The 20691-nt window shown below is 34.6% G+C and carries 18 protein-coding genes and 1 tRNA gene; 6 read left to right on the top strand and 13 right to left on the bottom strand.

The genetic code is table 11. From position 1 onward, the window contains the following. Nucleotides 1-10 precede the first annotated feature (10 nt). The 3 genes from H7F21_RS03885 (at nucleotide 11) to H7F21_RS03875 (ending at nucleotide 2950) form a co-directional block, all read left to right on the top strand. The gene (locus H7F21_RS03885) at nucleotides 11-979 is read left to right on the top strand and encodes a lysylphosphatidylglycerol synthase domain-containing protein (RefSeq protein WP_185787906.1); all 969 of its coding nucleotides are present in this window, start codon (nucleotides 11-13) and stop codon (nucleotides 977-979) included. Next, nucleotides 976-2124 (top strand): glycosyltransferase family 2 protein, encoded by a 1149-nt coding sequence (locus tag H7F21_RS03880; RefSeq protein WP_185787905.1) that lies wholly within the window; start codon nucleotides 976-978, stop codon nucleotides 2122-2124. The genes H7F21_RS03885 and H7F21_RS03880 overlap by 4 nt, the downstream gene beginning before the upstream one ends. Before the next feature lie 88 nt (nucleotides 2125-2212). Then, nucleotides 2213-2950, top strand: coding sequence for a Bax inhibitor-1/YccA family protein (locus H7F21_RS03875; RefSeq protein WP_185787904.1), 738 nt, complete (start codon nucleotides 2213-2215; stop codon nucleotides 2948-2950). Here the strand turns inward: H7F21_RS03875 and H7F21_RS03870 are convergent. Genes H7F21_RS03870 through H7F21_RS03855 form a run of 4 tightly spaced genes read right to left on the bottom strand, consistent with a single transcriptional unit; the run spans nucleotide 2947 to nucleotide 7530 of the window. Further along, on the bottom strand, nucleotides 2947-3423 hold the full coding sequence (locus H7F21_RS03870) for a hypothetical protein (protein ID WP_185787903.1): 477 nt from the start codon (nucleotides 3421-3423) through the stop codon (nucleotides 2947-2949). The genes H7F21_RS03875 and H7F21_RS03870 overlap by 4 nt on opposite strands. A 40-nt stretch (nucleotides 3424-3463) precedes the next feature. Further along, on the bottom strand, nucleotides 3464-4597 hold the full coding sequence (locus H7F21_RS03865; RefSeq protein ID WP_185787902.1) for a tetratricopeptide repeat protein: 1134 nt from the start codon (nucleotides 4595-4597) through the stop codon (nucleotides 3464-3466). Beyond that, nucleotides 4598-7168, bottom strand: coding sequence for a M56 family metallopeptidase (locus H7F21_RS03860; RefSeq protein WP_185787901.1), 2571 nt, complete (start codon nucleotides 7166-7168; stop codon nucleotides 4598-4600). It abuts the gene before it with no gap. 2 nt (nucleotides 7169-7170) lie between these two features. Next, nucleotides 7171-7530, bottom strand: coding sequence for a BlaI/MecI/CopY family transcriptional regulator (locus H7F21_RS03855; protein ID WP_185787900.1), 360 nt, complete (start codon nucleotides 7528-7530; stop codon nucleotides 7171-7173). A gap of 118 nt (nucleotides 7531-7648) precedes the next feature. Here H7F21_RS03855 and H7F21_RS03850 point away from each other — a divergent pair, with 118 nt between their 5' ends. Further along, nucleotides 7649-8146 carry a DUF456 domain-containing protein gene (locus H7F21_RS03850; protein ID WP_185787899.1) on the top strand — a complete coding sequence of 166 codons (498 nt, stop codon included), beginning with the start codon at nucleotides 7649-7651 and terminating at the stop codon, nucleotides 8144-8146. Between the two features lie 224 nt (nucleotides 8147-8370). On the opposite strand, the gene H7F21_RS03845 is transcribed toward H7F21_RS03850, so the two are convergent. The 7 genes from H7F21_RS03845 to trxA form a co-directional block, all read right to left on the bottom strand. Next, entirely contained in the window at nucleotides 8371-9039 is a 669-nt protein-coding gene (locus H7F21_RS03845) for a response regulator (RefSeq protein ID WP_185787898.1), read from the bottom strand. 84 nt (nucleotides 9040-9123) lie between these two features. Beyond that, on the bottom strand, nucleotides 9124-11163 hold the full coding sequence (locus H7F21_RS03840) for an ATP-binding protein (RefSeq protein WP_185787897.1): 2040 nt from the start codon (nucleotides 11161-11163) through the stop codon (nucleotides 9124-9126). Between the two features lie 138 nt (nucleotides 11164-11301). After that, nucleotides 11302-11472, bottom strand: coding sequence for a hypothetical protein (locus tag H7F21_RS03835; RefSeq protein WP_185787896.1), 171 nt, complete (start codon nucleotides 11470-11472; stop codon nucleotides 11302-11304). A gap of 374 nt (nucleotides 11473-11846) precedes the next feature. Next, a complete protein-coding gene (locus H7F21_RS03830) occupies nucleotides 11847-12398 on the bottom strand; it encodes a toxin-antitoxin system YwqK family antitoxin (RefSeq protein WP_185788549.1) in 552 nt (183 codons plus the stop codon). A 244-nt stretch (nucleotides 12399-12642) separates the two neighbouring features. Next, a tRNA-Asp gene (locus H7F21_RS03825) sits at nucleotides 12643-12716 on the bottom strand. Nucleotides 12717-12792: 76 nt separating this feature from the next. Beyond that, nucleotides 12793-13722 carry a DUF58 domain-containing protein gene (locus tag H7F21_RS03820; protein WP_185787895.1) on the bottom strand — a complete coding sequence of 310 codons (930 nt, stop codon included), beginning with the start codon at nucleotides 13720-13722 and terminating at the stop codon, nucleotides 12793-12795. Nucleotides 13723-13789: 67 nt separating this feature from the next. Beyond that, entirely contained in the window at nucleotides 13790-14107 is a 318-nt protein-coding gene (gene trxA / locus H7F21_RS03815) for a thioredoxin (RefSeq protein WP_185787894.1), read from the bottom strand. A gap of 265 nt (nucleotides 14108-14372) precedes the next feature. On the opposite strand from trxA, the gene H7F21_RS03810 reads away from it, so the two are divergent. Both H7F21_RS03810 and H7F21_RS03805 read left to right on the top strand, forming a co-directional pair. Next, nucleotides 14373-14798 (top strand): SRPBCC family protein, encoded by a 426-nt coding sequence (locus H7F21_RS03810; RefSeq protein ID WP_185787893.1) that lies wholly within the window; start codon nucleotides 14373-14375, stop codon nucleotides 14796-14798. Beyond that, nucleotides 14788-15114 (top strand): ArsR/SmtB family transcription factor, encoded by a 327-nt coding sequence (locus H7F21_RS03805; RefSeq protein ID WP_185787892.1) that lies wholly within the window; start codon nucleotides 14788-14790, stop codon nucleotides 15112-15114. Before H7F21_RS03810 ends, H7F21_RS03805 begins: the two co-directional genes overlap by 11 nt. A 2-nt stretch (nucleotides 15115-15116) precedes the next feature. Here H7F21_RS03805 and H7F21_RS03800 read toward each other — a convergent pair whose 3' ends face one another. Together H7F21_RS03800 and dnaE are read right to left on the bottom strand one after the other, a co-directional pair. Continuing rightward, nucleotides 15117-16256, bottom strand: coding sequence for a serine hydrolase domain-containing protein (locus tag H7F21_RS03800; RefSeq protein ID WP_185787891.1), 1140 nt, complete (start codon nucleotides 16254-16256; stop codon nucleotides 15117-15119). Nucleotides 16257-16267: 11 nt separating this feature from the next. Further along, nucleotides 16268-20653 (bottom strand): DNA polymerase III subunit alpha, encoded by a 4386-nt coding sequence (dnaE, locus tag H7F21_RS03795; protein ID WP_185787890.1) that lies wholly within the window; start codon nucleotides 20651-20653, stop codon nucleotides 16268-16270. Nucleotides 20654-20691 lie beyond the last annotated feature (38 nt).

Here is a 20691-nt window from a genome sequence, read left to right as displayed (position 1 = left end):
AATTTGCATTATGCACGGCAGCGTACCTTACAAAACTAAGCAATTCTTCTTTGTACTTATTAAGTTAAGTATTGTTGTTGGTGCATTTTATTTTATTTACTCAAAAATTGCTGAAAATGAAAATTTACGGTTCGGTGAATTTATTGGATTTTTGAAAGAAAATGGTACGTTTTCGCTCAAAAACATCTTTTTTTTAGTCTTTTTGAGCACTTTTAACTGGTTTTTCGAAATTTTAAAATGGCAATCTTTAGTTAACACTATAAAACAAATTTCTTTTAGGAATTCTCTTGAACAGAGTCTAGGCGGTCTCACTGCTTCCTTAATTACGCCAAATCGCATTGGAGATTACGGTGCAAAAGCTGTGTATTATGCCAAGCAACTTAGAAAGCGTATTGTGCTGCTCAATCTTTTAGGCAATATGGCGCAAATGACCATCACGACTATATTTGGAACTATTGGACTAGTGATTTTCGTGAATCGCTATCAAATTGATGTTAACTACTATCGGGTCGCGCGCTTTGTCTTCTTAATCCTTCTTGTGGGTATTTTCGCTGTTTTTGGAATAAGGCATAAACGATTCCGCTTAAAGGGTTATTCCATTAATCGCATCTTGGATGCAATAAAGACCATTCCAAATAAAGTTCACTTTATTAATCTGTTATTGTCTCTCGTACGCTACTTAATTTTCTCTTTTCAGTTTTACTATTTACTAACCATTTTTGGTGTTGACGTGGCGTATTCTAAAGCTATGGTTGTTATAACCAGCATGTATTTTTTGGCATCCATTATACCATCCATCTCTATTTTTGACGTGGTTATCAAAGGTAGTGTTGCGGTATTTTTATTTGGCTATGTAGAAGTCAACGAGCTCACAATTTTATCCATAATTACGATAATGTGGTTGTTGAATTTTGCACTTCCTAGTCTATTTGGAAGTTATTTTGTATTGAATTTTAAACTACCAAGAATCGAAGAATGATAGCAACCGTAGCCATAATCATCATGATTATATATCTGATTTTAATCGGAAGTTTGACTTATGGTCTTGATAACGTTGAAGAATTTAAACTTCAAGACATTAAATCTAAAACCAAATTTTCGATACTAATTCCATTTAGGAATGAAGCTCATAATTTACCAAGACTATTAGATTCTATTTTAAAATTGAATTACCCAAAGGATTTGTTTGAAGTAATTTTGGTTAATGATGATTCTGAAGATGATTCGGTAGACACTATTAATAAAATTCTAGACACAAAATCCTCCAAAAAGGATTTCACTCGAATTGATATAAAAACCATACAGAATATTCGTGTTTCAAATTCACCAAAAAAGGATGCCATTACCTCAGCAATTAAGTTTTCAAAACACGAATGGATTATTACTACAGATGCTGATTGCCAGTTACCTAAATATTGGCTAGAGACTTTTGATGAATACATCCAAAACAAAAGTCTTAATTGTATTGTTGCGCCTGTGACCTATAGTAGTAATAGTACGTTTCTTAATCGTTTTCAAACGTTAGATATGCTGAGTTTACAAGCTGCTACTATTGGCGGTTTCGGCTTGCATAAACCGTTTTTATGTAATGGTGCCAACTTTGCATATCGTAAATTGACATTCAACATAGTAAATGGTTTTGACGGTAACACTGCAATTGCGAGTGGTGATGATATTTTTCTATTGGAAAAATTTAAAACGCAAGATCCCAAGAAAGTAGCTTACTTAAGATCTTTAAAGGCTACTGTGTATACGCAACCTGTTTCAGGCTTTCAGCAATTGATTCAGCAACGCTTACGATGGGCTTCCAAAACAAGTCATAATCCGAACCTATTTTCCAAGTTATTGGGACTCATTATATTTATGGCGAATCTTGTATGTGTTATTCTATTTCCCTTGGTGATTTTCAATCTAATCAGCTCAAGGATCGCAATAGCTTTATTAGTAATCAAATTTGGTATAGATTTTTTACTTTTATTCAAGATAGCACGTTTTTTCAAACAGGAAAACATTTTGCTTTCTTTCATTTCTTCAAGTTTAATATATCCCTTTTTCAATATTTTTATAGTATTCTTCTCCTTGTTCAAATCTTATAGTTGGAAAGGCCGTACTTTCAGAAAATAATCCATATCGGATATTTTTGGTAGCTTTACTTTTTGAGTTAAATCAGGAAAAAAATAAGTCCAATAAACGCTCTAAACTATTAATGATTATGAGTTTAAGAAATTTTAAAACCTCGAATCCGGTTTTTAATGGTTATTTCTGGGATGATGGCAAATCATCCGCGAGGACCATGTCCGTAGCTGGCATTTTTATTAAATCTTTAGGAGGTATTTTAGTAATTGCGACCATAACGGCTTATTTGTGGAAACTCAACGAAGCTGGCACACCTATGCGATGGTTTACCTTGGGTGGAATGTTGGGAGCTGCAGTAATAAGTGTCCTCATTTCTATTAGACAAAATTGGGCACATATTCTTGTTCCGCTTTATGTGGTTGCAAAAGGGTTCTTTTTAGGTGGATTTTCATCTTATGCACATCGTAATTTTCCCGAACTGCCGTATCAGGCCATTGGTGTTACCATAGTTACCTTTTTTGTAATGCTTATACTCTATCAAATAAGAATAATCGTAGTTACCAAAAAATTAAGAAGCGTAGTTATAACAGCAACGGTGAGTATAATGGTGGTTTATATAATTTCTTGGATATTGAGTTTCTTTGGAATTAAAACCTATATCTGGGGCACCTCTTGGTTTGCGATCGCATTTAATATTCTTGCTGCTATTGTAGCATCCTTTGCGCTGCTATTAGACTTCGACTATATTGAACGTTATAAAAATAGGGCGCCAAAATATAAAGAATGGATTGCCACTTGGGGACTTCTAGCGACACTTATTTGGCTGTATGTTGAAGTCTTACGATTGATGCAGAAATTAGCGATACGCTTTTAATTAATTCTTACAATCACAGGCAGTTCAAAAGCCGTGGTGACTTGCTGCCCTCTTTTTATCGCTGGATATATTTTGGGAACACCTTTTAAGCTCTGACGTAATAAGCTATCAATTTCGGGAATCTGAAACTGGGTTTCTGACTTTACAACTATTGAATCTACTTTAATGAGTCCCTTATTATCAATAACGAGTTTTAATCGTATGGTATCATTCACGTCAGTTGAGACCACAATATTCTGTTGCTCTAAATACTGATTGACATTGGACAGTAATGTATTTTGAAAACAAATTTTACTTTCTTCCTTTGCCGTTATAGAATCGCAACTACTAAAGGTTGGATAGGTATCAACATCGTTCCAATTGAATGTTTGCAACTCTTCCTCAAGTAAATCTTCAGAATTTACTTTTTTCTTTTCAAAATAATCGCAAGATGTAAAAAGAACAATTAAAAAAAGACAAGCAACTCGGTTCATTAGTTTATTTTGATACCGAAATGTACGATTTTTTGGGATTTTAGTCTTGTTCTAAGAATTTTTCTTGTTTGAGTTCCTTAAGTCGCATTTCTGCAAAGGATTTAAATGGACTTTTGACTTTCTTTTTAAGAAAGTCCTCATACAGCTTTATTTTGGCATCAGTATCTGCATAAAATTCATCTTTTGTCCTAATTAAAAAGAACTCAGACATGATATTATTTGGGTCTTCCTTTAAAGATCTTTGAAAGGCTTTTATGGCTTTTTCATATTTCTTCTGACGGTTATAAATTGTACCCAAGCGTTGATATTCATTTGACAAGGACACATCTTGAAGTTTTAAGGATTTCGAAATAAAGTCTTCAGCCATTTCAAAATTGCTAAGTCGCTCGTAATAGGTGCCAATGACGAACATGGCATTAGCATCATAAGGATTGTATTTTAAGGCTTCCTTCCTGTGATAAATAGCATCTTCATAATCTGAATTCTGGGCATAGCTTAAACTCAATTTTTCATGTATGAATTCTGATTTTTCACCCATATCCAATAATTTATTAAACCACACTACGGCATGTGTATGAAAATCTTGATGGTAATAGGTTTGGGCCTTTAAGCTTATAAGCTCAATACTATTAGCATAGCTTTCTAATCCCTTATCGATATACTGATGTGCCTTTTCAAATTCTCGCTTTTGAAGATGATTTTTTGCAATTTTAAAGATTGCTTTTTGATGGGTCTGATCTAAATCAAAAGCTGTTTTAAAAGCATCCAAAGCTGCCGTATCTCTTTGCTTTTCTATAACCACACCAAATTCATAGTGGTAATTTGGGTTAAGGCTGTCTGATTCAATCAACGTTTTAAAAAGACCATTAGCATCGCTATAATTTTTGGTTTTTGCCAATAATTTAGCATACTCGTATTTTAGTTTGGCATCTTTGGGATTAGCTATAGTCGCCTTTTTATAGTAGTCCAATCCCTTACCATAGTTACCAATCGCAATATATGCCTTTGCAATTTTATCAAAAACGTTATTTGGGTTGTCTAAAGCCTTATAGGCTTCAATAGCTTTTGAATAATTCCCCAGTGCAAATAACTCATCTGCTTTTTGCTCAACCCTTTGTGAAAAAGCAATAGTTGTTATAGCAAATAAAAGAAGTGTCAACCGGTTTTTACTCATCTAATCCTTCTTCTTTTTATCATCTACAATTTGAAATGTAATTGGTAAACTATAAGCAACATCAACTGCCTTTCCATTATGTTCTCCAGGAATAAACTGTGGTAACAGATTAATAATCCTTTTAGCTTCTTCATCTAACTTTGGATGAGACGAACGCGATTTTACCGATTTTACCGTACCTTCCTTATCTATGGTAAACCCAATATATATTTGTTGTTTACCACCTGTCAAGCCTAGTTTTTCTGGTAAATCCATATTAAAGTTTCGATTTACATGCTTTTGAACTTCGGTAGATGTGCATTTTTTTTGCTCCTCTAAGGAATTAATCGTCTTGCAGTTTGGATGTATTGGAGCAATATTGATGACACTATATGGAATTTTAGTTGAACCATTATTTATTGCTTTATCAACTTCTCGTTTTTGTTTATTCCTTATGGATTTAACCAATACTTTGTCTATCGAATCAATCTGCTTATTTAAATTTACGACTACTGGGTTTTTTTCACTGGAACTTTGTAAGATACGATCTCTTTGAGCTATCAGATTTTCTAGTTTTTGTTTATTCTTTATGGGTTTGACCAATACTTTGTCTATCGAATCAATCTGCTTGTTTAAATTTACGACTACTGGGTTTTTTTCACTAGTACTTTGTAAGATACGATCTCTTTGAGCTATCAGACTTTCAAGTTTTCGTATATTTCTACGATTTAAAGAATCATTAAATCTATCATTATTTGGAGTATTAGCATTGCCTACGATTTGAAACACAATTGGCAAGGAATAAGGTACAACCACAGCTTTACCTTTTTGTTTTCCAGGAATAAATTTTGGTAAGCTTTTTATAACACGCTTTGCCTCGTCCTCTAGTGCTGGGTGAGCTGCTCTAGCAGAGACATAAGAAATATCACCGTTTTCATCTATCTTAAAGGATGTAAAAATTCGCTGCCTACCCTTTAAATTGAGCGAATCTGCTATGTCTTTATTAAAGTTTTTATTGACGTGGGTCGATACAAATGTACTCATACATCGTTTACGCTCTTCACTGGTTTTAAGACCTTGACATTCTATGGTTGTAGGTGCCTCATCTATAATCGCAAATGGGACTTCTACGTTTTCCTCGACTTCAATTATTTCTGCCGAAGTCGAAGTGATATTTTGTGGATCACTTAATTCCAGTCGAGATCCTCCCTTAGTATCGCACACAATAAGTTTGTGGAAATCTGGGTCGAAGTTCAACTGCTCAATAAGCGCATCGAAGCGTTTTTGTTCGGATTTGGTCTTGTTGGCTATATCATTAACCACTAAGCGAAGTTCACCATATTTGGCTGAGGCTTCCCAAAGGTCTTTGGCTTCTTGGGTCTTCTTCCATTCGCGGAATTCAGTATAGGACTTAGTTTTTGCTTTCATGTCTTCCATTCTATCAACATCATTTTGTGTAAGGTTACCGTTTTCTGACTTACTTTCAATAGTTGTTTGCATCAGATAGCGTCCAAAAGCAATAAGCTTTAAATAATCTTCTCTCGACTCAATGTATTTATCGTTATAGTCGACGCTAATCTTGTTAATGATTTCTCTATATTCAGATTCATCTTTATCCATTTGAAGAAATTCTTGGTAATATTTCTCAATCAATTCCTCGTCAGTCAATTCCTGAGAAATTCCTTCTTCAATAGTTTCTGTTTTTTCTTGCGCTCTTACCTCTGTTGATGTATATATTAACATTCCAAAAACCAAAGGAATCAGCAATGTATATTTTATAAGATGTAATTGTTTCGATTTTGATTTTTGAAGCATCGTGATTCGCTTTTTAATTAATGATGTTTTAAAAAATGTATTGGTAAAAGATATCGTATTAACATCAAACACTTGATTGAGTAAACTTTTATAATATTGCGTTTTCCCATGCTGTTTTACGGCTTTAGCATCTGCAATGAACTCATGTAACTCTTTGATTCTCATCTGATAGATATAGACTAACGGATTAAACCAAAGTATAATCCTCAACATTTCAAAAAACAGCAAATCCAAGGTATGTAGCTCCTTGACGTGTACCAACTCATGCTTAAATATGGTTGCCTTGTCGGATTCGGGAATTTGCTCTCCTAAAAAAATGGTATTGAAAAAGGAAAAAGCGGCACTACTCCTTAATAGTCTTACAATAAGGACATCCTTATACCAGCGTTTTGGGTTATGATATTTTAACCAATATAGTTTTGCAATCTTGAATAAAAAAATGAGAGCCGCAATGACAATTCCAGTTAAGACTATGGTCTTCCAGATAGGTAACTGTGGTTGTTCTAAAACAATGCCTGTTTGTTCGGCAACTAAGACTTCGTATTCAGTTGGGATTTTAGGACCAATGAAAACTTCAGGTAGCTGGATAACCACGTCATTCGATGTCATTTTTCGCAATTCCGGAAACTTTATAAACGGTAAAACTAAAGACAGTATCGACGTGACCAACAAGTAAACCCTATTATGGTTAAAAAAAGTCTCTTTCTTTAAAAACAAATCGTACACCAATAGAAACAGAGCCTGAAACGAAATAATTTGAATGATTGTATACAACATAATTAATCTTTTTTATCGATTTCATTTAGAATATTTTCGATATCCTTTATATCAAGATCATTCTTTTGAACAAAAAATGACACCATGCTTTTAAAAGAGCCTTGAAAATAATTATCAACCAATTTATTAATGGATTGATTGCTATAGGATTCTCGTTCTACGATAGGAAAATATATATGCCCCTTGCCTTGTTTTTCATAATCTACAAAGCCTTTGGATTCCAAAATTCTAACGATTGTTGAAACCGTATTGTATGCTGGTTTTGGCTTTGGTAGTAACTCAATAATAGACTTTACATTAGCTTTCTTTAATTGCCAGAGGGCTTGCATAATTTCCTCTTCTGCTTTGGTTAATTGTTTCATGATCCAAGAATTAATTACGCAAATATAACTAAATATTTAGTTTTAACTAAGGATTTAGTTATAAAATTGTAACGTTGGCTTACTTATTGCGTCCTATCAGTAGATTTAAATTATTTATATGGAACTATTTTTAGTACTTGTTGGACTATTGTTAATGCTGTTAGGAATTGTTGGTAGTTTTTTACCCATAATACCAGGCCCACTCACAAGTTGGGTTGGGCTTTTAGTTTTACACTATACTGATGGAGTGCAGCTGAGTCAAACCTTTTTAATTGTGACCCTATTGGTAGCTATCTTTATTTATATATTAGACTACATTATACCAGCCATTGGCACCAAACGCTTTGGTGGTAGTAAGTCCGGAATGATAGGAACTACTTTAGGTTTGGTTATTGGACTTTTATCACCAATTCCTTTTGGAATTATAATTGGGCCGTTTGTAGGTGCATTAGTGGGAGAAATGATTCATAGAAATGATATGGAAAAAGCCATAAAAGCCGCTTTTGGATCTTTCTTGGGATTTGTTGCGTCGACCTTTCTAAAATTTATTGTAGCTATTATATTTCTTGGTTTCTTTATCGCGAAACTCTCTGAACATAATACCAGTTTGTATTAGTAAAAAAACCTAGTCGCTTAAGTGCAACTAGGTTTAATTTTCTTGCTATTAACTCAACAATTACTTAAAGAGGGATTAATTAATTCTTGTTGACTTGATGTAAATATAAGTTAGCTATTTAACTTTTTGATGTGGTAAAACCTCACACTTGATGCGGAAAAACCGTAGTTCTCAATATTGACAAGACTTACACAACGATTTTTAGATCAAGAAAACTGACGTTTTTATAGATATCCTTTTTCTCTAGCTTCTTGAAGTAGTGTTTCATCCTTTCCATCGGAAACCGAGAACAACAATTTTAATTGTTTTTTTCGCTTTTCTATGGCACTAGTAGATAGTGGAATATACTCAGTAAGGCTTTTCGTTTTTATACCTTGAGATAATAAATGTAGAATTTTCCTATTGACATCGTCGACATATATCTCGCTAGTAATAGTCTTTTTTACATAGTTGCTAACCGTACTACTATAATATGGAGGGTATTTGAGAATTTGCTGAAATGCATCTGCCAGTTCCATGGAGGTTAAATCACTTTTAATTAGAAAACCATCAGGATTTATTTCCTTAATAATATTATGGATTCTAAACGACTCATTGAACATTGTAAGGATTATAATTTTTGCATCTGGTAGAACTTTTTTAGCTAAGAGTGCTAAATCTTCTCCAGAAGCATACTTACCATCTTCTGAAGCTGGTAAGCTAATATCAAAAAAACAGACATCGTAATGGGTCCCTTTTGAAGCGCGATTAATCATTAATTGTGCCGTATCGCAATTATTGGCCGTATCAATAAGCAAGGTTTGGTCGTCTCCTTTTGTAGCCATTAACACATTTTGGTAACCCTCAATAATTATTGGGTGATCATCTACCATAAGGATGTTAATATGTTTCATCTGGTCATCTTTGTTTTAATGATAGGATAGATGGAATTTGCCAATAAGAACCTTGAATGCCAACAAGTTTCTTTATGACTCATTTCATGTCGATTGGTTTGTATAGGGAATCTTAACATTAACCGTTGTGCCATTGCCAGATTGAGAGGTAAAGGTGATTTCGCCATCAATCTCCTCTACACGAGACGTCATGTTTTTTAAACCAATGCCTTTTTTGCTTTTAGAGGTATCAAACCCCTCTCCATCATCAATGATATCTAAGCAAATTACGTTTTTTTCTAAAGAAATACTAATTTTTATAGCTTTAGCATTAGCATGCTTATATATATTCTGCATGGATTCTTGTATAATCCTGTAAATGTTGATTTTAGTCTTATTGCTAACCAAATCCCAACTAATATCGTCTGTATATTCAAAGTCAGATTTTAAACTATAAGCTTGCGTTTGGTTATCAATGAGCTCTGAAACGATATCCATAAACCCAGTTCCAGAAACAAAGTCTGTATTTAATTCATGGGAAATTTTACGTATGTCTTCTTCAATGGTTTTAAGCTGGCCAATATAATTTGCCCTGGTCATCATAGCATCTTTACTATCCTTAAAATTCATGCTGTCGAGACTGAGTCGTGTTCCAAAAAGTCGTCCTAAAACACCATCATGCAATTCCTCCGAGATACGCTTTTTCTCTAATGTTCTGGCCTCATCTACCTTGTCTTGCTGACCGAGCATAAGATTATAAATATCTTCATTGGCCTTTTGTTGCACTTGTATGAGCTTTAATTTTCTGTTTTTAGCACGTTGAGAAATGACAACATATATTAAAATTGCTGTTAAGAGTAATCCAATGGATAAGATAGCTAAGTATAGGTTTTCTTTAGATATCTGTTTGTTTTCCGCTTCGAGTTCATCCGTACCATACTCAATTCTTGCAAACTTATTCCTTACATTACGCTCCACTCTAAGTAAGCTATCACTTAACTTAATGTGCTCTCTCAAATACTTTTTCCCTTCTTCTCCATCTTTCAATTCTGATAATAATATCATTGACTCTAATAGTATATCATTTGATGATATTTTCCTTGATAAATTATAAGCTCTTTCCGCATACTTTAATGTAGAATCTTTAACTTTTAAATGTTGATAAAATTTAGATAAATCTATAGTAACTGCAAGCTTAGTAATATCATCTGCCAGTCTTTCACTTAAACTATAAGCCTCATAGAAAATACTACTTATTTCATCATAGTCTTTATGCCCAGCAAGTAATTTAGTATATGCGAGATTGTCTATAATTAAAGGATAAAATGTAGGATCTTCTTCTTCATAGATATATCTTAATTCTATTAAATCATTATATAGTTTTATTGCTTTATCATACTTGTCAAGTTTACGATATACATTAGCTTGATTATTGTATGATATAGTTTTGTTATATGTACCCTTTTTCATATCATCTGCTATAACAATTGCTTTATCATGATATTCTAAAGCTTCGTTATAACGTTCAAGATTATAAGAAACATTACCTAGCAAGTTATTTAAACTCCATAAATCATCTAGAACTGATTCTGTTTCGGGTAATGTATTGAAAAGCTTAATGGCCTTAATTGCATTTTCCTCACTGCTTATATAAACTTTTTCTGTATTTTGAATTTTGGCTATATAAAAATATATTGATCCTATGATATCAGTATCCCCTATTTTATCATAATATTTTAAAGCATCTTTATAATAAGCATATGCACTGTCATATTGGATATCGTAAAACTGTTTTGCCAGACCTATATTTAGGTTAGCTACAGCGAGAGCTACGGTATCAGATAACTTATTAGCGAGTATTAAATTCTTTTTATTTTGACTTTGCCAAAGTTCTATCTTTCCAACATTATCGTAGACATATGCTAAATTTCTACTGCTTTTAAGAATAGTAGTATCACTTCCTATAGAATTTGACAACAATAATGCTTCTTGAGCATAAGATATTCTTAAATCATCCTTAATTGTTTCAATAGTTGAGAGTTCCCTTAGCTTGTAAATACTATCTAATCTAGATGATTTTAAATTTTGTGCAGATATCTTTACAAAAATCAGTGGACATACAAGAAAGAAAAATACTTGACGCATCAAATTATTTGATTAATTATTTAAAATCAATGATACGCTAAAAGTAATAAAAGAAAGTTTTATAATGAACAAACTTATGTAAACACATATAGCCCACTTATTATTCATAAGCAGGCTATAAACATTAAAATATTAAATCTATTGTTTTGACTTTAGCTTTGCCTTATCCTTATTATGAGCAATTAAATCATAACTGTTATATGTTTTATAAGTCGGCTCATTATCTACTACAATCTTGTCAGATTGCACTCCAGATACGGTTAAAACGGTAATTGCCAATAAGGCCAAAGTAATTTTTAGGGCTTTCATATATATTAATTTAGGGTTTACAAATAGTCAACATTAAACTTGTGCAACGACTAGCGTTACGTTGAGGGAAGGGAATGGATTATTAACTATCTTAGGTTTTCGCCTAAAATTGCACTAAAATAAAACGAGGGACGTTTTAGTAGACAACTCGTGCCTAATAGTAAAATGGATTAAAATTTCCTTGATAAGTGATTTGAGGACTTATGAAGGACATCAAACATAGGACTATTTTATGTGAAAACAAAAAAATCTTCGATTAAAAGGTATTTTTTATCGATTAAAAGGTGTTATTATGTTTATAACTTGTTGAAAACTCAAATAATTAGTGTCTTCATTAAGCAAGAAAAGCCACTTTGTAGTAAATACTACTAAATTTAATTATCGTTGTAATCTATTTCTTTTTCAAGCTTTCCGCTTTGGGTATACATCTTCCATACGCCAATTCTTTTACCTCCTTTTGAAAGACCTAACTCTCTAAGATATATTCCATCTATATCCTTGCCATATTTATAGCTCTTTATTCTAAAGGTGATTGATATCTCATCATTTCTTAAAAAGTAATCTTTGGGGCTTGATAATTCAGAATCAATCAAGGTTGCTGTTATTTCGCTTGATATAGAGCCCTCTTTATCATATAGCGATTTACGTAATAAATTACCCAGATTATCGTAAACAGATTCTGATTTAATAACGCCTGTATTGTAATACTCTAGCCATAAACCTGCTTTTTTAGAGTAGTTATATTCTGGCATATCATAATACAAATAAGCCCCTTCGCTTTTTACAGCACCATCAGAATAATGGTTCTCTATATATGAAGAATCGCTATATTCTATTTTTTTAATAAGACTTGTAAACCTCTCACTATGCTGGCTGTATGAAAGATGACATTGAAACAAAAAGAATGAAAAGATAATATATTTCATTATCGAGTTGGTATGTTTTGTAGTTAACGCATTAACAAGGTAAATATTTTAAAGTAACAACGCCATAAAACAAAAAAGCATCCCGATTTTTACTACGTAAAAAAAGGAAAGCCTTTCATTGGTAAGCTCTCAACTTAATTGAGAATCTCACTACTACTCCAAGATCGCTCTTGGAACAACACAACATTTTACAATTGCTTCAAAAAAAGCCTCAATTTCTTGAAGCTTAGTTTTACAATTTTTGCGGTCTGGACGGGACTCGAACCCGCGACCCCCTGCGTGACAGGCAGATATTCTAACCAACTGAACTACCAGACCGTTGCATAATTGCGAGGGCAAATATACATTGCATTTTTAATTTGGCAAACAAAAATCATAAAAAATAGGCAATTCTCTAAACAAATTTTTGTCGCTCTATCATATAGGTCGTGAGTATGCTATTGAATCCTTTATTAATATCTGCTTCGACATACTTTATTCTGTATTGTCCACACTTTATTCTTAGAGTATTAAAGTAATCCTTTACGGCTTTTTCGTAGTTCTCTTTAATGTTATCGGGATACAGATTAATGTATTCACCCGTTTCAATATCAATAAAACGTTTGGGTCTACTATCAAAATCAAAACTCAGCTCCTTGGAGCTATCAAACACATGAAATAAAACGACCTCATGTTTATTATGTTTTAGATGTCGCAAAGCTTCAAACAGCTTTTCATCATCCTCAGACGTTTGAAACATATCTGTAAATACAAAAATTAAAGAACGTCTATGAATCTTTTCTGCTATCTGATGTAAATATCTATACGTCTCTGTTGTTTTAGATTCTGGTTTAGAGACAGCTGCCTCGCTCAATTTACCTAATAGCATTTGGTGATGTCGTTCACTCCCCTTTTCAGGAGCATAAAAGTCATAATTATCGCTATAGATGCTCAATCCAACCGCATCGCGTTGCTTTTTGAGGATATTCATCAAAGACGCGCAAGCTAAGGCCGAAAAAGCCACTTTATTCAGATTATTAATTGTTGTACCAGCAGATTCAGGGTAGTGCATAGAGCTACTATTATCAACTATGAGATGACAACGCAAATTGGTTTCTTCATCATAGCGCTTCGTGTATAAACGATCTGTTTTGGCATACAATTTCCAATCGATATGCTTTGTACTCTCTCCTTGGTTATAAATCTTATGTTCGGCAAACTCAGCAGAAAATCCATGAAACGGACTCTTATGCATTCCGGCAATGAAGCCTTCAACGACTTGTCTAGCCAATAGTCCTAGGTTCTTAAAACCTCCTGCTTTATTAAGTTCTAATTGCAAATCCATGAGCTACCGAAACTAAAAAAGGTTTGCCGTACTGGCAAACCTTTTATCATTTCTTTTAGAGTATTCTCTATAAAAGTGCGTCGATAGCTTCAGCATAAGCATTTTTAGGTGCTACACCCACTTGTCGTCCTACAACTTCTCCGTTTTGAAATACCAATACTGTAGGTATATTTCTAACGCCGTACTTAGCAGCAAATTCTTGGTTTGCATCAACATCTACCTTACCAACTACTGCCTTTCCTTCGTACTCCGAGCTAATCTCATCAATGATTGGTCCAACCATACGACAAGGTCCGCACCATGCTGCCCAAAAATCAACCATCACTGGTTTATCACTCTTTAATACTGTTTCTTCAAACGTTGCATCTGTTATTTCTAGTGCCATAATATTTAATGTTTATTGTATTCTACTTTAATTACACAAAATTAGTCAAAAATTCTGCCAAACCTTACAATGGCAGTATTTGATTTGATTATGATACCATTTACTCTACATATGCTCTTTCTTTGGGCGCAACCACAACACTTCGACAAGCTCAGCACATTGCCTCAGCCAACATGCAAAAAAGGATGTCACTTCCATCCTTTGCGCTAACTTAAAACCAATTATGCAACTAAAAAGTTGCATATAAATCAAAACAACGAACATTATGACAAAAACAATCACAAAAGAAAAGGTATTTATTCATCCAATCGATCAGATTTGGAATGCCATTACAAATGCCGAAGAAATTTCAACATGGTTCCTAGAGGCAGATTTTAAAGCCGAAGTCGGTTATAACTATGTGTTTAATTCTTCGGGAGAAGATTGCTCACCAATAATTGGCGAAGTACTAGAAGCTAATCCATACATTTTAACCTATACTTGGATTGTAAAAGACACACCAGGTACCACAATAGTAACTTGGAAATTGGAAGATCTAGGTGGTTCTACTAAGCTCACTTTAGCACATTCTGGTATAGAAAACTATGCTGGCGAAACAGCTATAGCTATGTTTGAGAGTTTTAATGGCGGTTGGGATAATTGTATCAATGGTTTAACTAGCTATTTAAAAGAAGAAGTCAATGCAAGATAATATCAATAAACTATTTAAAGCTATTGCAGATCCTACAAGGCGTGATATTTTTCACGCCTTAGTCTTGGCGACCTCAGCCCTTTCCATAACTCAGATTTCAACACAGTTCGACATGAGTCGGCAAGGGGTTACTAAGCATATTAAAATACTTAATGATGCTGGTTTAGTACAAATGAACGAACAAGGCAGAAATCGGTTTTGCTATGCCGACCCAAAACCTTTAAAAGAGGTGAATAAATGGATGCAATTCTATTCGCAATTCTGGGATGATTCTTTGGATAAACTAGGAAACTATTTAGATACTAAACAAACTTAAGCTTACAATTCGGATAAGGCTTTAACAATAGCCTCGTTGATATTTACTCGCAAAATCCTTTTGTCTCTATCTAAAACAAACACTGCAATACTCGAATTTAATTCAGGGAAATAATTGACAGCTGTTCCCCAAAAACCACCATGACCATAGCCTTTTAAGCCATCAAAATCCACACTAGATATGCCTAAATAATAATCACCTTCCATTGGCTGTTCTGGATTGGCTTTGGCATAAATTAAATCTAAAGTATTTGCTTTATCAAAGATTTTATTGTTGAATAGACTTTGGCAAAATACAGCCAAGTCCTTACTTGTTGACGCGATTCCACCACCTCCATATAAATCGAAAGAATGATCTACTTCGTAACTGTCTAAGCCTTCAGAGGTCCAATACTGGTGTACTAATGGTTTTGTGTTTTGAGGATAGTCTTCTAAAGTAGAAAACCAAGTGGTTTGCATACCAAGTTTTTCATAACCAATCAACTCTCTTAAAGCTATATAAAAGGGTTTATCAGTAATGCCTTCTATAATTTCTGTTAGTAACAAGTAATTAGTGTCCGCATAGGCAAAAACTTCTCCCGCTTTACCCAGAGGGTTTCCCATAGAAACGGCTAATTGTATTTGCTCGTTTCGAGAATAGCGATGCTTTGGGTCATCTTTAATCAATTGCATGTACTCTTCAGTACCTGCATAATCATAAATACCACTGGTATGATTTAATAATTGCGCTATTTTAATTTGAGACGTATCATATCCATCAGTTTTCAGTAATTTATTAGTCTTCTCAAAAATTAAAGTATCAATGGCTTGATTCAAATCAAATTTTGATTGCTCCACCAATTTTAAAATGGCGGCACTTACATAAGTTTTAGTATTGCTTGCAATTAAAACAGGTTGATCTTTTTCGAGCTCAGTTTCACTTTTATCTGAATAGCCTGCTACTCCGCTCCAAGAGATCCCCTTATCTGGCGACTCAATATGTATCATTAAACCGACGGCATCTTTATTTTGATTATAAATGGAATCCAAGATGGACTGGAAAACTTCGGTTTTATGAGCAACTTCAGCGGATGTCTTCTTTTCTTCTTTACAGCTAAAGACAAATATTAAGAGTAATACATATAGAATTTTAGGATATTTCATCTTAATTTTCTCTAATTCAACTTATACCTAACATCTTGTTCCTCCAGTTCATTCAACAACTCTTGGGATATCTTAATCTTCTGTTTTCGACTTGGCATAGTGAGCTTTAATTTTTCTGCATTGTCATAAACCAAAAAATTCAAGGCATTATTACCATCATGCATTCTAAACAAATCTTGAAGATTTAAAATCTTGTCTTTTTCCAAATTATCAATGTTTAATTGAATTGATAACTTTTTTGCATAGGTATCCATGACATCGTGCAACAGCTGAAAGCTATTAAACTGAATCCTTGGATCACCTTTTTTACCTGTATCTCTATTGACCCAACCCTCTTTAATAAAGGCTCTAACATACACAAAGGAATTGACAACAAAGAAGTGCCTAAACTTTAGATAATCCTCTCCAAAAATTCGAAACTCAAAACTATCCGTGTAATCCTCAATAGTAAATAATGCCCAGCCTTTCCCTTGTTTACTGACACGATGTTGTACATCGGTGACAACGCCTCCAAAGGTTACTTCGCGATTTACAATAGCTTCCAAATCGTTAAAAAGCGAGATAGTGCCGTTACAAAAGGTTTTCATTTCAATTTTAAAATCATCCAATGGATGACCAGAAATATAAATCCCAACCACTTCCTTTTCCCGAGATAGTTTCTCCATAGTTCCCCAATCCTCACAAGGTGGTACCTGCGGTTCTGCGATTTGCACATCACTTGAAGCGCCAAACAAACTAACTTGCGCTGAGTTTTCATTTTCTTGATGCTTGGCACCATACTTCATCGCCTTTTCTAAAAAGGTAATCCCATCACCATCATGAGCAAAATACTGCGCACGCTGTGTGTTTTCAAAGCAATCAAATCCACCAGCATTAGCTAAACCTTCAAACGATTTTTTGTTGGCCGCTCTTAAATCCACACGCTTCGCTAAATCAAAAATAGATTTGTAATTACCGTCTTCCTTTCGGTTCTCTACAATGGTTTTTACAGCACCATGACCAACACCTTTAATAGCGCCCATTCCGAATCGTACGGCGTTGTCTTTATTTACAGAGAACTTGTAGTAACTCTCATTGACGTCTGGCCCAAGAACAGGTAAACGCATACGTTTACATTCTTCCATAAAGAATGTCACTGACTTAATATCATTCATGTTATTGGAAAGTACCGCAGCCATATATTCTGCTGGGTAGTGTGCTTTTAAATAGGCCGTTTGATAGGCTATCCAAGCATAACACGTAGAATGTGATTTGTTAAAAGCATAACTCGCAAAAGCTTCCCAATCTTTCCAGATTTTTTCGAGCTTATCCTTATCCATACCTTTTGCGGCAGCTTGCTCGATGAATTTTGGCTTCATCTTATCAAGAACAGCTTTCTGCTTTTTACCCATCGCCTTACGCAAAACATCAGCTTCACCTTTAGTGAAATCCGCCAGCTTTTGAGATAGTAACATTACTTGCTCTTGATAGACCGTAATACCATAAGTTTCCTTGAGGTATTCTTCCATCTCAGGCAAATCGTAAATAATTTCTTCTTTGCCATGCTTGCGATTAATAAAACTTGGAATATATTCCATTGGACCAGGACGGTAGAGCGCGTTCATGGCAATTAAATCATCAAAAACCGTAGGCTTTAAATGCTTCATATGCTTCTGCATACCAGGCGATTCGTATTGGAAAATCCCAACCGTTTCACCTCTCTGGAACAGCGCATAAGTTTCGTCATCATCCAATGGAAAATTCTCTGGATCGAGTTCTATACCATGCTTAGCTTTGACGATCTTAACGGTATCTTTAATCAAGGTCAAGGTTTTAAGACCCAAGAAATCCATCTTTAATAAGCCTGCACTTTCAACAACTGAATTATCGAATTGCGTGACATACAAATCAGAATCCTTAGCTACTGAAACTGGCACATAATTAGTAATATCACCAGGCGTAATAATCACGCCACAAGCATGAATTCCAGTATTTCTTACAGAACCTTCTAGAATCCTTGCTTGGTTAACCGTTTCAGCCTGTAGATCTTCACCGTCAGAAATATTTAAAAGTTGGTTGACTTTTTCTAATTCCTCCGAACGGAACTTGCTAGACAGCTCTTTTTCAGTCTTTCCAAAAATCTTCCCGAGCTTAGACATATTTGGAATCAACTTGGCAATATGGTCAGCTTCATTTAAGGGTAAGTCCAATACACGAGCGGTATCTCTTATGGAAGACTTAGCAGCCATGGTTCCGTAAGTAATAATCTGGGCCACCTGATTGGCGCCATACTTATCAATAACATATTGCATCACACGACCACGACCCTCATCATCAAAATCGATATCAATATCTGGCATACTTACACGATCTGGATTCAAGAAACGCTCAAAAAGTAAATCGTACTTAATTGGGTCAATATTAGTAATCCACAAACAATAGGCAACCACAGAGCCAGCTGCGGAACCACGGCCTGGACCAACAGAAACATCCATCTTTCGAGCCTCGCGAATAAAATCCTCGACAATTAAGAAGTAACCCGGATAACCCGTATTTTCAATAACGCTCAATTCAAAATCGAGTCGTTCTTTTATTGCTGGTGTGATCTCTCCATAGCGCTTTTTAGCGCCTTCATATGTGAGATGTTTTAGGTATGCATTCTCGCCTCGTTTTCCACCATCAACTTCGTCTTCTTCAAATTTAAATTCGTTAGGAATGTCGAAAGCAGGTAGTAATACATCACGAGCTAATTCAAAAGGTTCTATCTTATCGACTACCTCTTGAATATTCACGATAGCCTCAGGAATATCCCTAAACAAGGCTTTCATTTCTTCGGAAGACTTAAAGTAGTATTCTTGATTTGGCAATCCATAACGATAACCACGACCACGACCAATTGGTGTCGCTTGTTTTTCACCGTCTTTTACACAGAGTAAAATATCGTGTGCATTCGCATTTTCTTGCTCAACATAGTAGGTATTGTTCGTTGCAATTAACTTAATCTCATGTTTTTTAGCAAATTGAACCAAGACTTGGTTGACCCGATTTTCATCTTCTTGATTATGGCGCATTAACTCGATGTACAAGTCATCATCAAAAGCGTTTTTCCACCACAACAAGGCTTCCTCAGCTTGATTTTCTCCAATATTCAAAACCTTGCTTGGCACTTCTCCATAAAGGTTTCCGGTAAGGCAAATTAAATTTTCTTTGTATTGTTCTATAAGTTCCTTATCAATTCTTGGCACATAGTAAAAACCATCTGTAAATGCAGCTGACGATAGTTTTGCTAAATTATGATAGCCTTTTTTGTTCTTGGCTAACAGAACAATTTGATAACCGTTATCCTTTCTGGTTTTGTCCTTGTGATTTTCACAAACAAAGAACTCGCAACCAATAATCGGTTTGATGAGTTTTCCTTTTTTCTCTTCACCAGCCTCTTCCGCTTCGGCATGTTGCGATTTAATTGCTTTATTATGATTACCAACAGCGCTCACAAAGTGAAATGCACCCATCATATTTCCGTGATCCGTCAACGCCACAGCCGGCATGTCTTCTTTAGCCGCGGCAGCTACCAAATCCTTTATACTTATGGTGGATTGAAGTATAGAAAATTGCGAATGATTATGAAGATGTACAAAATCGACCTCAGCTAACTTTGAAACGACTTCCTTATTGGTTTCCGTTGGAATTGCTTCAACTTGTTGTTTTTGAAGGCGCTCATTAATCTTTGCACTTTCACGCTTAAGATTGATATGCTTTAAACCTATAAGCTGAATCGTATCAGGATTGGCTTCAGAAAACTTCTCAAAATAATCGGGCTGAACGTCTAGCTGTTCTTTGGTATATTGTTGCTTTCTGATTAATTCGAAAAAACAACGTGTTGTCGCTTCAACATCGGCTGTGGCATTATGAGCCTCAGCAAAAGGTGTATTGAATAAATATTGATGCAGTTCTGTTAAAGTTGGCAACTTAAACTTTCCATACCGACCTCCAGGAATCTGACACAAACTTGCCGTATGCTCTGTACAGGTATCTAAAACAGGTAATTCCTGTAGTGGATTTGCGACGTCTTCTCTCACAAATTCAGCTCCCATAATATTGAGATCGAACTTTACATTTTGTCCAACAACAAATTTGGTTTTAGACAAGGCAATATTAAATTGCTCTAAAACTTCAGCTAATGGCACACCTTGTTCTTGAGCTAACTCTGTAGAAATACCGTGAATTTTTTCGGCATCATAAGGAATATTAAAGCCATCCGGTTGTACCAAATAATCTTGATGCTCAATACAATTACCCATGGCGTCATGCAACTGCCATGCAATTTGAATACATCTTGGCCAGTTATCCGTATCAGTTATGGGTGCATCCCAACGTTTAGGTAAACCTGTGGTTTCGGTATCGAATATTAAGTACATAAAAATAGGTCCTTTTAATTCCCAAAAAGGGAAAAACT

The sequence above is a fragment of the Winogradskyella flava genome (assembly GCF_014243395.1).
GTDB classification, from domain to species: domain Bacteria; phylum Bacteroidota; class Bacteroidia; order Flavobacteriales; family Flavobacteriaceae; genus Winogradskyella; species Winogradskyella flava.
Note: the sequence above shows the minus strand (reverse complement) of the source record. Positions and strands in the feature narration are given on the sequence as shown.